This window comes from Microbispora corallina (assembly GCF_016863035.1).
In the GTDB taxonomy this organism is placed as follows: domain Bacteria; phylum Actinomycetota; class Actinomycetes; order Streptosporangiales; family Streptosporangiaceae; genus Microbispora; species Microbispora corallina.
The window spans coordinates 302,205-314,812 of the sequence record NZ_BOOC01000013.1 but is presented as its reverse complement, the minus strand read 5'-3'; the positions used below and the strand labels follow the sequence as shown (position 1 = coordinate 314,812).

Sequence of the window (12,608 nt, the reverse complement as noted above, 5' to 3'; positions counted from 1 at the left end):
AGGGCTGAGACGTCCTCCCGGGCCGGGCGCGTCCAGTCCGGCCCGGCAGGCGACCGCCGAGGAGGGGCTCCGGTCAGAGCAGGGAGATCTGGCCTGATCCGGCGAGCGGGTCGCGGTGCTTCCTGAGGTGCCGCCAGCGGGGCAGGTCGTCGAGGTAGGACCAGGACAGGCGGTGGTGCGGCGTCGGGCCGTGCTCCGCCAGGGCCTCCTGGTGGACGGGGGAGGGGTAGCCCGCGTTGGCGGCGAACCCGTACGCCGGATGGTCGTCCTCCAGGGCGGCCATCGACCGGTCGCGCCGGACCTTGGCCAGCACCGAGGCGGCGGCCACCGTCACCGACCGCTGGTCGGCCTTGATCTCGCAGCGCACCCGCCAGGGCGACCCGAGGAAGTCGTGCGCGCCGTCCAGCAGGACCACGTCGGGCCGCCGGGGCAGCGCCTCCAGCGCCCGGCGGGTGGCCCGCCTCAGCGCCTCGGTCATCCCCACCTCGTCGATCTCCTCCGGCCCCGACTCCCCGAAGGCGTGGGCCGCCAGCCACCCGGGGAGCGCCTGCGCGAACGCCTCCCGGTGGGCGGGCAGGAGCAGCTTCGAGTCGGTCAGCCGTACGGGCCTGCCGCCGCGGCCGGGCAGCTCGGGCGGCGCGCCGAGCCCGGCGACCGCCGCGCACACGACGACCGGTCCGGCCCAGGCGCCCCGGCCCACCTCGTCGACCCCGGCGACGACGGCCGCCCCGGCCGCGCGCAGTTCCTCCTCGATCTCGTACCCGGCCGCCCTGCGCCGGGGCGCGCGCGTCACGGCCTCCAGACCGGGCAGCGCGGAGGAGGCGTCGCCTGGGGCGCCGGCGGGTGTGCGAGGGGTGCGCATCCGCCCATCATGGCAGCGCCGCACTCCGTACGGCGGTCAGTCGGGGGGCATGGCGGAGCGGGGCCGGTCGGAGACCGGCCACACGTACGGGAGGTCGTCGGGGTCCTCCGGGAAGAAGGGCCGGTAGAAGTCCGGGTCCTTGCGCAGGAGCGCCGACCGGTGGCTGCGGTGCAGGGCGGGGTCGCCGAGCCAGGGCGGCAGTTCCCCGGCCGCCGCCAGCTCCTCCTGCCCGCGCGGCCGGCCGACCCCCCGGACGCCGAGGAGCTCGCGGGTGAGCGTGTCCGCGCAGGTGTCGGCCCGGCCCATGGCGCACCAGACGGCGCAGATCTCCAGGCCGTACCGGACCAGCGCCTCCTCGTAGCCCCTCCACATCCGCGCCGCCGGATGGTGCCGCCAGCCGTACCCCGGGACGGATAGGGAGCGCAGCACCTGGATCGTCTCGACGCGCTGCTTGCCCAGGCGGCGCGGGTCGAGGACGCGCGCCGTGGCGGAGAAGTCCGGGTACGGCAGGAAGGTCTGCATGTACCCGTTCGGTTACCCGGCGGGCCGGCCGATATCCGGCCCTCGGGGGAGATCTCGCACGGGCCCGCGGAGCACGTCGTCCGCGGGCCCGGGAGACGAGGCCGGCCCGGGACGGGGGTCAGTCGAAGACGACGATCTGCCGCAGGACCTCGCCGCTCCTCAGGGCGGCGACCGCGTCGTTCAGGTCGCCGATCCTGATCCGCGAGCTGATCATGCTGTCGAGGTCGAGCTTGCCCGCCTTGTACAGGTTGGCGAACAGCGGGAAGTCCCGGCGCACGTCGGCCCCGCCGTACAGGGAGCTGAGCAGGTTCTTGCCCTCGAACAGCAGGCTGAAGGCGTTGAACGGCACCTGGTCGTCCATCGCGCCGGCCCCCACCACGATGACGTCGCCGCCGCGCCGGGTCGCCTGCCAGGCCGTCATGATGGCGGCCGACTTCCCGACCACCTCGAAGCCGTAGTCGAAGCCCTGCCCGCCGGTGAGGGAGCCGATGGCGTCCATGAGCTGGTCGGGGGTGCAGGCATGGGTGGCGCCCACCTTCTTGGCCAGCGCGTGCTTGGACTCCAGCGGGTCGATCGCGAGGATCGTGGTGGCTCCGGAGACCCGGGCGCCCTGGATGACCGACAGGCCGACGCCGCCGCAGCCGACGACGGCGACCGTGGACCCGGGCCGCACCTTCGCGGTGTTGAGCACGGCCCCGACGCCCGTGGTGATGCCGCAGCCGATCAGGGCGGCCGCCTCGTAGGAGACCTCGGGGTCGACCTTGATGGCGCCCTGCCAGGGGACGACGATCTCCTCGGCCCACGTGCCGCAGCCCGCCATGCCGAACGCCGGGGTCTCGCCGCCGTACCGGAAGCGGGCCTCGGCGAAGCTCTTCATGACGTACGTCATGCAGAGGTTGGGCTGGCCGACCGTGCAGTGGAAGCACTCGCCGCAGGCGGGCGTCCAGTTGATGATGACGTGGTCGCCCGGCTGGACGGTGGTGACGTTGTCCCCGACCTCGACGACCTCGCCCGCGCCCTCGTGGCCGGGGATCACCGGCAGCGGCATCGGCAGGACCCCGGTGAGCACCGAGAGGTCGGAATGGCAGACGCCGGTCGCCTTGATCCGCACCCGAACGTCGCCCGGCCCCATGGGGGCGAGGGTGAAGTCGTCACGGATGTCGAGCTTGTCGTCGCCGACCGCGTGCAAGAGCGCGCCGCGCATGGGACCTCCCGGGGGGTTACTCGTCGTCGAGTGTCATGGTTCTGAACTGATCGGGGTCACTCGTCCTCGAGGGACAGGGCGGCCTTGGGGCAGGAGCGCACGGCGTGGCGCACGCGGTCGAGCAGCTCGGCCGGCGGCTCCGGCATGAGGACGTGGAGCTGGTCGTCGTCGTCGACCTCGAAGACCTCCGGTGCCAACCCCATGCAGACGGCGTTCGCCTCGCACACCAGGTAGTCGACCTTGACCTTCACGGCGCAGTCCTCCTCTTCGGCGGCTCGCGGTCTCACGCCTGAGACCGCTGTCGCCCCACGCTATCGCCGGCCAGCTTGGCGTGGTCCCAGGAGACGACGCGGTCCGGCTCGACCACGAACGCGACCCGTTTGCGGGCGGTGTGCTCGACGTAGCCGCGGAAGGCCTCGTCCGCGGCGGCGGCCTCGCCGGCGCCCGTCATGCGCGCGGTGATGTCCAGCCCGATCTCCAGGACGGCCCCCGGGTCGTCGATGAGCCGGGCCTTGCCGTACACCAGCACGCCGCGCAGCTCGGCGTAGTCCTCGCCGGTCTCGACCAGGCAGCTCACCCTCGGGTCCCGCTCGATGTTGCGGGTCTTCTGGGCCTTGCCGTACGTCCAGAAGGTGAGCCTTCCGTCGGTCAGGCCGTAGAACATCGTGACCAGGTGCGGCGTGCCGTCGGGGTTGATCGTGGCGAGCTGGAGCTTGCGGGCGTCCCGCAGGAAGGCGGCGATCTCGTCGTCGGTCATCGCGATGCGGGCTCGCTGGTTCACGAAGTGAAGTAGAACACGTTCCACAAGGGGCGACAAGGGGCTGGCGGAATGTTGTTCGGGTCGTTTCGCCGGGTCCGTCGCGGGGTCGGTAGGGTTCCACCACACGCCGTACGGAGGGATGATCGTTTGGCTGCCACGATGCCGGAGATGCCGGAGGACCTCCGCCGCCACGCCGAGCGGGCCAGGGGTTTCATGCCGCCCGGCGAGGGCGCGGCGCTGTTCGAGATCGCCTGCGAGTACGGCCCCCGCGGGCCCATCTGCGAGATCGGGACCTACTGCGGCAAGTCGGCCGTATACCTGGGGGCGGCGGCCCGGCGGACGGGGTCCGTCGTGTTCACCGTGGACCACCACCGGGGCTCGGAGGAGATCCAGCCGGGCTGGGAGCACCACGACCCCGACCTGATGGACCCGCGGCTCGGCAGGATGGACTCGCTGCCGTTCTTCCGGCGCACGATCGCCGAGGCGGGACTGGAGGACGAGGTCGTCGCCGTCGTCGGGGCGTCCGCCACGGTGGCCCGCCACTGGGCGACGCCGCTGGCCATGCTCTTCATCGACGGCGGGCACTCGGAGGAGCCGGTGACGGCCGACTACGAGGGGTGGGCGCCCCACCTCATGGAGGGCGGGGCGCTGGTGTTCCACGACATCTACCCCGACCCGGCGGACGGCGGCCAGGCCCCCTACCGGGTGTACCGGCGGGCCCTCGGCTCCGGGGCGTTCACCGAAGCGCGGGCGGTCGGCTCGCTCCGCCTCCTCGTCCGCACCGCCGCGCCGTTCACGCCGATCTCGTGAGCTCGGGGATCACCGCTCAGCCGCAGTGGCTCCAGGCGATGCCGCCGGTGTCGGTGTGCGACAGGTAGGCGCTGTCCTTCCAGTAGCCGCGCACCCAGGCGTCGACGCTCACGCAGTGGCCCCGGCCGTACAGGTAGACCGGACCCGCGTAGGAGCGGTAGTTGCTGCTCGCGTCGGTGGCGACCTGGCCGTCGGAGACCCGGAGCGTGATGCCCATGCCTCCCGACGCCACGAAGTCGACGTCACGGCGCAGGATCGCGCAGTTCTTGCCGGTGGAGCTGTTGTAGTAGAGGAAGATGACGCCGGAACCGGTGGCGGGGGCGGTGTCGCTGCTGAGGGGGAACGCCTCCTGGACGGAGTATCCGGACCCGCAGCTGCCCACCATGTAGGTGTTGGCGCTGGCGGGAGTGCTGACGACGGCCGTCGCGGCGATGACGGCGGCGGCGCCCAGGAATCGGAACGCGTTTCTGCGCACGATCGATCCTTTCTGAACGGGGTCGGGAGGTTCACGGGTACAGAGGCCTCCGGACGGACGATCGTGACGGGCGGATCCGGAATGAGACCGAGATCACACGACGAGCCCGGCGGTCGCCGCGTGGCCTCGAAGAGGCCGGGCTGGATCACCGAGCGGATGGGGATCCGGCTGCCGCTCGACCGAGGACACGGCGTCAGGACAGCAGGGCCCGGACCTCCTCGGCCTCGGGGGCCCCGCTCCGCTCGAAGATCGCCAGGGCCGAGCGCAGGACCCGGCGGGCCTCCTGGCCGTGGCCCGCGTTGAGCAGGGCCGTGCCGAGCAGGTGCAGGCTGCCGGCCTCGTTGTGCCGGTCCTCGATCTCCCGGAAGATCGCGAGCGCGGCCCGGTGGCTGCGCGCGGCCTTCTCGTAGTCGCCCATGGCGGTGTGCAGCTTCCCGATGCTGTCGAGCGCCATGCCCTCGGCGTACCGGTTGCCCAGCCGGTGCAGGATCGCGAGCCCGGTCTCGAAGTGGCCGAGGGCCTCGTCGTACCGCTTCAGGTCGAGCGCGGCGGCGCCGAGGTTGGTGCGGGTGACCGCCTCGCCGTACTCGTTGCCGAGCTCCCTGTCGATCGCCAGCACGGCCGTCAGCAGCTTCATCGACCGTCCCGGACGGCCCATGCGGTGGTTGACGCTGCTCACGTTCGTCAGGGCGGCGGCCTCCCCGCGCCGGTCGCCGAGCCGGCGGCGGATGTCCACCACCCGCTCGAAGCACTCGAGCGACTCCTCGTAGCGGCGCAGGTCGCCGTGGATGACCCCGAGGCTGTTGAGCAGCCGGGCCTCGCCCGCGAGGTCGCCCGCGCGACGCGCGGAGCGCAGCCCCGCCTCGGTCGCCTCGCGCCACTCGGACCAGTACTTCGACTGCATGTAGAAGCCGGAGACCAGGGCGGCGAGCTGCCAGGCCGGCTCGTCCAGCCCGTGATCGCCGGCCATCCGCACGACCGGCGCGACGTTCACCCGCTCGGCCTCGCACCAGGCCATGGCCTCGGCGTGGCCGGCGAACTCCGGCACGTCGAGCTCCGCGGGGGCGGGGCCGGGGTCGGCGTTGGGCCGGTGGGGCATCAGGACCCGGTCGGCGGCGGCGAGCGCGTGCACGTACCAGGTGGCGAGCCGGCCGACCGCCTCCGTGCGGCCCGAGGAGGAGTCCCGCTCGTCGGCGAGCCCGGCCGCGAACTCGCGGACGAGGTCGTGCATGCGGTACCTGCCGCCCCCGGAGGGTTCGAGCAGGTGGATGCCGGCGAGCTCGCCGAGCGCCCGCTCTGCCTTCTCCCGTGTCACGTCCAGCAGGGCGGCCGCGGCCGCCTCGCCGATGTCGGCGGTCGTGAGCGTCCCCACCAGCCGGAACAGCCGGGCCGCGTCCGGCGGGAGCCGCTCGTACGACCAGAGCAGCACCGCCAGCACGGTCGCGGCGTCGTCGTCGTCGGCGCGCAGCAGGTCGAGCCGCCTCCCGCCCCTGGACAGCTCGTCGGCCAGCGCCGCGAGCTGGGAGTCCGGCAGGCGGGCCAGTCGCTCCGCGGCGATCCGCAGCGCCAGGGGCAGCCCGGCGCAGGCCCGCACGATCCGCTCGGCCGCCTCGTCGCCGGCCTGGATCCGGTCGTCCCCGACGGCCGAGCGCAGCAGCGCCCAGGAGTCGCCGGACGGCAGCGGGCCCACCGGCAGGCGCACCGCGCCGTCCCTGGCCACGAGGCCCGACATCGTGGTCCTGCTGGTCACGATCGTCCGGCAGAGAGGTGAGCCGGTCAGCAGCGGGCGCACCTGCTCGGGGTCGGCCGCGTCGTCGAGGACGATCAGCATGCGGCGGCCGGACAGCGCCGTGCGCAGGGCGGCCGCGCGGTCGTCGAGGGAGGCCGGGATCGCGTGCGGGAGCACGCCGAGCGAGCGCAGCAGCCCCTCCAGCACGCCGGACGGGTCGGCGGGGCGCTCGGCGGGCCCGAACCCTCGCAGGTTCGCGACGAGCACGCCGTCGGGAAACCGGTCGATCCGGCGGCGCGCCCACCAGTACGCGAGCGTGGACTTCCCCACGCCCGCCGGCCCGGTGATCACGACGGCGGGAGGCGGCTCGGCCGTCACGGGCAGCGCCGTGAGGTTGTCGAGCCGCTCGCTCTCCACCTGCCGTCCCACGAAGCCGGCGGCCACGGGCGGGATCTGCCGCGGCGGCGTGCCGGCGTCCCGCGACGGCGACCCCGGCGGTTTCACGAGCCCGATGAGATGGCCCGAGGCGTTCAGCGCGGCGTCGCAGCGGCGCGCCACCTCGGCGTTCGGCGGCCGCCGGCCCGACTCGATCTTCGAGAGGTAGCCCTTGGTGTAGTTGACCTGCCGGGCGAGCGCGGTGAGTGAGAGTCCGCGAGCCGTACGCAGGCGACGCAACTCGCTGCCGAAGTCCCCGCACCGCGTTGACCCGATCATGGCGCGAATGTTGCCAATTCAACAGTCAACAGGCAACCCCTGTGGAGGGACATTTCACCCGCCTGATGCTGGGCGCGCACCCCCATGCTCGTCGCCGTTCCCCCCGCGCCCCCAAGGAGGCCCTCTGTGCCCCGATTCGTCGCACGCGTCCTGGCGATCGCGCTGGTCGCGTTCGGGCTGGTCGCGCTCCCGCCCCACAGCCCGCCCGCGAGCGCGGCCACGGCGCCCAGGCTCACCGGAACGCCTCTCCTGCTGGTCCACGGGTACTCCGACAGCTGCAAGGCCTTCACGTCCGTCGACAAGAACGACACCGGCAGCCCGTCGGACACCACCCTCCACTACCTCACGACCCACGGGTTCGATCCCGGGCTCGTCCACACGGTCGGCTACTACGACTCCGCCTGGACCGCCACCTCGATGACCAAGGGCTCGATCGCGTACGACGACCACGCGGGACGCGACTGCACGGACTCGGTGCGCGACTACGCGTACTCGGGGTCCGGGCAGGCGACCTGTGCGGGGGCGTACGGCGCGGGGGGCAACGGCTACACCCAGGACCAGGCCTATTTCCTGGCCTGCATGCTCGCCTGGTACATCCACGACCGGTTCACCAGCAAGGGCCAGCCGGTGAACATCCTGGCCCACAGCATGGGCGGGCTGCTGACCAGGGCGGCGATCGCGTTCTCCGGCGCCGCGAACCACAAGGCCGCCTTCCCGGACACCCCGCTTCTGGTCGCCCGGGTCGTCACGGTCGCCACCCCCCACGGGGGGCTCTCCGGCGTGTACGCCGCCGTCTACAACGCCAGCGACGGCAGCCGGGAGGTCAAGGACATGACCGTCTGTCCCGGCCTGGCCGACCACTGCTCGCTGGCGAACATCGGCCCCTGGGGGGTCGTCGGCATGGACACCGGCGGCTTCATCCGCGACGTCATCGGAGCGGGCACGCCCACCGGTGGCGACAACGCGGTGTGGATGCTGATGGCCTCGTCCGTGAAGGGATCGGTCGGGGACGCCAAGGGCGGCGAGACGTCCTGGATGAACCAGGCGAACCTCACAGTGAAATATCCGGACACCGACTTCGTGGTGGCGGCCGACAGCCAGCTCGCCATGGACGCGCCCTTCAAGATCCTCTACGGCAGGGTCGAGGTGATCGACGGCCTGCTCCTGGACGGTTACGACTCCGGCGGAGTGGCCTACCAGCACGAGGCCAACACCTGCGTCTACATCGCCGGGCCGTGGACCATCGGGCCGGTCACGCTCACCGCCGGCGAGTTCTGCGCGCACAGCCCCTACTACCTGAACGACTCCGACTCCGCCTCGACCAAGGCGTGGGTCTGCACCGGATGGTGCACGCGCGGGATGGACGGCATGCCGTACACGCAGCCGGCCGCCACCCGGAGGCACGCGCTCGCGGAGATCAGGCAGCTCCTGCTGGCGCCGCCGGTGGCCCAGGTCGGCCACGCGGCCCACACGGGCAACGACTACCCGTACGGCGGGATGGGCCTGTTCGGCAAGAACGAGGGGATCGACGGCTGGACCGAGTTCTACGGCCAGTGCGACTCGTTCGCCGCGTGGAAGGTGTACGAGAACCTGGGCGGCGCCCAGCGGCCCGACCCGAAGATGCTCCCGGCCGTCGCATGGAAGCCGGCCGACGCCGCTATCAGCCCCGTCGTGAGCTACGCGGGATCGTCGAGCAAGGCGGGCACCTGGGGAGACGCGCACGACTGGGTCAGGTCGGACCAGGGCCTGCACGCCGCGCCCTATTACGGGGTGCCGGTCGACGGCGTCCCCCAGCCGGGGGCGATCGCCGTGTGGCCCACGTCGGCCGAGGACGGCGCGCACGGCATGGGCCAGTTCGGCCACGTGGCCTACGTGACGGACGTCTTCGACGCCGACACGATCCAAATCGAGCAGTACAACCTGCTGGGGACCGGGATGTGGAGCACCGACGTGGTGACCAGGTCCGGCGGCGGCACCGAGAACAAGTACAACCGGAGCTTCCACTTCTCCTGGCCGGCCGCCTTCGTCCACCTCGGCGACGGCGCGGCCACCCCGAGCCCCGGGCTGAGCTCCTGGACCGACTCCTATCCCGTCGGCACGTACGGCCCGCTGAGCGACTCCGGCGGCCCCTCGTTCACGCTCGCCGGGTCGGCCTACCCGGGCACCGTCCACGGCTGGTCCACCAGCAACGGGCACGGCGTGGCAGGCCACCAGCTCTACACCAACACCCACACCGGGAACGCCGACTCGACGGCGACGTGGAGCCCGGTCCTCGGCAACCCCGGCGGCTGCTACGAGGTCGACGCCTTCGTGCCCGACACCTGGTCCAACTCCGGCCACGCGCTGTACACGGTCACGGACCAGAAGTTCGGCACGTCGGTCGTGCCGGTCGACGAGAACGTCCACACCAACGAGTACGTCAAGCTCGGCCTCTTCCAGGCGGACGGAGGAGGACGCATCACCGTGCTGCTGACCGACCAGGGGCCGCCGGACCTGAGCCATCAGGTCGCCGCCGACGGGATGCGGTTCATCCCCCAGGCGTCGTGCGCGACCACCTACCGCACGGCGCTGGTGATGGACGCCGGCACGCCCGGGTTCGGCACCGCCGACGTCTGGTACGCCCAGGCGAACCACGGGCTGCGCGGCAACGAGCGCTACACCCACACCAACGGTGTCACGGCGGTGTCGACGGCGACGTACCGGCCGGTGCTGCCGGTCGGGTGCTACCTCGTCGAGGCGTTCGTCCCGGACAACTACAGCAACTCCCCGGCCGCGCTCTACACGGTGACCGACTCGGCCTTCTCGACGCCCACGCTCGCGGACGTCGACCAGAACGGCACCACCAACGCGTTCGTCCCGCTCGGGGTGTTCCAGACCGACGCGAGCGGCGGGATGACGGTGACGGTCACCGACCAGAACCCCACGGGCGCCTACGTCGCGGCGGACGCCGTGAAGTTCACGCCCGCCTCGTGCTCGAACGTGGCGCGGATGTCCACGGTCGTCGACCCCGGCGGCCCGGGCCTCGCCCTCGCCGGGCCGACGACCGGCGACGGCGACGACCACGGGTGGTACCGGCGGACGGGCCACGGGCTGCGCGGCAACGAGCGCTGGACCAACGCGGGCGGCTCGACGTCCGTCTCGACCGCGACGTACTCGCCGAGCGGCCTGCCGCGTGCGGGCGGGTGCGTGCGGGTCCGCGCGTTCGTCCCGGACAACTACGCCAGCAACCCCCAGGCGGGGTACGCGGTCGCGGTCTCCGGCCCCAGCGGCGGGTACGGCCTGCTCGTCCGGGTGAGCCAGGCCGCGCTGACCAACGCGTGGGCCGACCTCGGCGGATACAACGTGCCCGCCGGCGGCACGATCAAGGTCACGGTCAACGACACCGGGCCGGCGAGCGGCGGGCCGTACTACACGGCGGCCGACGCGATCGACTTCCGGACGACCGGGACCTGCTGAGCACCGGTGCGGCTGCCGCGCCTCCCCGCGGGGGCGGGGCGCGGCGGCCCACCCGGACGGCGGCTCTCCCTGATAGCGGCTCTCCCACGCGGCGAGTCTCACCGACGGCGGCTCTGCCGCGCGGCGCGTTCCCGGCAGGCGGCGGGGTCAGGCGTGGGCGCGCTCGCAGCCGCAGTCGCCGGTGACGCGGACCTCCTGGGCCGTCGCGTCGCGGAACACGCCCGAGCCGGGCGTGGCCCGGGCGAGGGCGTCGGCGGCGAGGACCACGGCGGCGGCCGTGTACGCCGACCGCTCGTGGGGGAAGTGCCGGCGGTTCACGAACTGCCACCCGGTCCAGTAGGAGCCGTCCTCGTGCCGGAGGTGCTGCATGTCGGCGTAGACGGCGAGCGCCCGTTCGCGCCGGCCGGCGGCGTCGAGGGCGAGGACGAGCTCGCACGACTCGGCGCCGGTCACCCACGGCTGGTCGGAGACGCAGCGCACGCCGAGCCCGGGGACCACGAACACGTCCCACTCCAGGTCGAGCCGCTGGGCCGCCCGCGGTCCCCGTACGGCGCCGCCGAGGACGGGGTAGTACCAGTCCATCGAGAACCGGCTCTTGTCCGCGAACGCCTCGGGGTGGGCGACGAGCACGTGCCCGAGGCGGTCGGCGGCGAGCTCCCAGTCGGGCTGGGGGTCGCCGAGCCGTTCGGCGAGCAGCACCCCGCAGCGCAGCCCCTGGTGGATGGAGGAGGAGCCGGTGAGCAGGGCGTAGGAGGCGGGCTCGCCGGAGGCGGCGCGCTCCCAGAGGATCTCGCCGCGGGTCGTCTGCAGCCCGACGACGAAGTCGAGGGCCCGGGACACGACGGGCCACATCGCGCGGGCGAAGTCCTCGTCACCGGTCACGAGCAGGTCGTGCCACACGCCGACGGCGACGTAGGCCGCGTGGTTGGACTCGCCGCCGGCCTCGACCGGCTCGCCACCGGCCATCTTCATCGGCCAGGAGCCGTCCGGCCGCTGGTGCCGGGCCAGCCACTCGTACCCGCGGCGCGCCTCGTCCCGCAGGCCGGCCACGGTCATCGCCATCAGGCACTCGACGTGGTTCCACGCGTCCACGTGCCCCTCGGGCCAGGGGACGCCGCCGTCGTCCTCCTGGACGGCGGCGATGCTCTCGGCGGTCCGCAGCACCTGCTCGGCCGTGATGATCCCCGGAACGGCCGGAAGGCGCCTCATACGGGCTTCCGGACGTAGACCACCACACTCTTGCCGATCAGCGGGTTGAGCACGGTCTCCGCGAGCCGGGTGGCCAGGGGCCGCTTCATGATGTCCCACACGAGCAGCTCGTGGTAGGCCTTGGCCAGCGGGTGGCCGTCGTTGTTCACGCCGACCGCGCACTTGATCCACCAGTACGGCGAGTGCAGGCCGTGGGCGTGATGGTGGTCTCCCACCACGAGCCCGGAGGCCTTCAGCTTGGCCTGGAGCTCCGCCAAGGTATAAATCCGGATATGTCCGCCGGGGGCCGTGTGGTAGTCCTCCGACAGGGCCCAGCAGATGCGCTCCGGCAGGAAGCTCGGCACGGTGATCGCGGCCAGGCCACCCGGCTTGAGCACCCGGACGATCTCCCGCATCGCGGTGGTGTCGTCGGGGATGTGCTCCAGGACCTCGGCGGCGATGACCCGGTCGAACGACGCGTCCGGGAAGGGCATGTGCAGCGCGTCGCCGACGACCGTCTCCCCGGTCGCGCCCGCCGGGATCTCGCCCTCCTTGTCCATGGCCGCGAACATGGCGGCCACGGCCTCGAGCTCGGCGGCGTCCATGTCGAAGGCGACCACGTCGGCGCCCCGGCGCAGCACCTCGAAGGCATGCCTGCCCCCGCCGGCGCCGAGGTCGAGAACGCGGTCGCCCGGACCGACGGGCAGCCGGGTGAAGTCGACGGTCAGCACACGCCCCACCTTTCGTGATCTTCCACAGTCATGCCTCGCCGGGCGCGCGGCCCCGGGAGATCGGCCCGGCTTCCGCCGTACGGCGTCGAGGAGCTCACCGGCCGGAGGCCGTACGGCGCGGGGGAGCTCACCGGCTGGAAGCCGTGCGGCGCGGGGG

Annotated in this window: 11 protein-coding genes; 2 read left to right on the top strand and 9 right to left on the bottom strand. The window is 72.9% G+C overall.

All coding sequences use genetic code 11. From position 1 onward, the window contains the following. Positions 1 to 73 precede the first annotated feature (73 nt). From rnhB to Mco01_RS16795, 5 genes are all read right to left on the bottom strand, one after another. The gene (gene rnhB, locus Mco01_RS16815) at positions 74 to 862 is read right to left on the bottom strand and encodes a ribonuclease HII (RefSeq protein ID WP_204057807.1); all 789 of its coding nucleotides are present in this window, start codon (positions 860 to 862) and stop codon (positions 74 to 76) included. Between the two features lie 36 nt (positions 863 to 898). Next, entirely contained in the window at positions 899 to 1,384 is a 486-nt protein-coding gene (locus Mco01_RS16810) for an MSMEG_6728 family protein (RefSeq protein ID WP_204057806.1), read from the bottom strand. Between the two features lie 118 nt (positions 1,385 to 1,502). Continuing rightward, positions 1,503 to 2,588 carry a Zn-dependent alcohol dehydrogenase gene (locus Mco01_RS16805; RefSeq protein WP_204057805.1) on the bottom strand — a complete coding sequence of 362 codons (1,086 nt, stop codon included), beginning with the start codon at positions 2,586 to 2,588 and terminating at the stop codon, positions 1,503 to 1,505. 56 nt (positions 2,589 to 2,644) lie between these two features. Next, positions 2,645 to 2,839 carry a ferredoxin gene (locus Mco01_RS16800; RefSeq protein WP_036331209.1) on the bottom strand — a complete coding sequence of 65 codons (195 nt, stop codon included), beginning with the start codon at positions 2,837 to 2,839 and terminating at the stop codon, positions 2,645 to 2,647. Between the two features lie 32 nt (positions 2,840 to 2,871). After that, entirely contained in the window at positions 2,872 to 3,369 is a 498-nt protein-coding gene (locus Mco01_RS16795) for a pyridoxamine 5'-phosphate oxidase family protein (protein ID WP_036331211.1), read from the bottom strand. Between the two features lie 147 nt (positions 3,370 to 3,516). Between Mco01_RS16795 and Mco01_RS16790 the strand changes: the two genes are divergently transcribed. Beyond that, a complete protein-coding gene (locus Mco01_RS16790; RefSeq protein ID WP_084370225.1) occupies positions 3,517 to 4,158 on the top strand; it encodes a class I SAM-dependent methyltransferase in 642 nt (213 codons plus the stop codon). Positions 4,159 to 4,174: 16 nt separating this feature from the next. On the opposite strand, the gene Mco01_RS16785 is transcribed toward Mco01_RS16790, so the two are convergent. Both Mco01_RS16785 and Mco01_RS16780 read right to left on the bottom strand, forming a co-directional pair. Continuing rightward, on the bottom strand, positions 4,175 to 4,633 hold the full coding sequence (locus Mco01_RS16785) for a hypothetical protein (RefSeq protein ID WP_204057804.1): 459 nt from the start codon (positions 4,631 to 4,633) through the stop codon (positions 4,175 to 4,177). A gap of 193 nt (positions 4,634 to 4,826) precedes the next feature. Next, on the bottom strand, positions 4,827 to 7,076 hold the full coding sequence (locus Mco01_RS16780; RefSeq protein WP_204057803.1) for an ATP-binding protein: 2,250 nt from the start codon (positions 7,074 to 7,076) through the stop codon (positions 4,827 to 4,829). 126 nt (positions 7,077 to 7,202) lie between these two features. Between Mco01_RS16780 and Mco01_RS16775 the strand changes: the two genes are divergently transcribed. Further along, positions 7,203 to 10,532, top strand: a complete 3,330-nt coding sequence (locus Mco01_RS16775; RefSeq protein ID WP_204057802.1) for a golvesin C-terminal-like domain-containing protein — start codon at positions 7,203 to 7,205, stop codon at positions 10,530 to 10,532. Positions 10,533 to 10,679: 147 nt separating this feature from the next. Here the strand turns inward: Mco01_RS16775 and Mco01_RS16770 are convergent, their stop codons facing one another. Further along, a complete protein-coding gene (locus tag Mco01_RS16770) occupies positions 10,680 to 11,741 on the bottom strand; it encodes a glycoside hydrolase family 15 protein (protein WP_204057801.1) in 1,062 nt (353 codons plus the stop codon). Then, positions 11,738 to 12,451, bottom strand: a complete 714-nt coding sequence (locus tag Mco01_RS16765; RefSeq protein WP_204057800.1) for a class I SAM-dependent methyltransferase — start codon at positions 12,449 to 12,451, stop codon at positions 11,738 to 11,740. Before Mco01_RS16765 ends, Mco01_RS16770 begins: the two co-directional genes overlap by 4 nt. Positions 12,452 to 12,608: the final 157 nt, after the last annotated feature.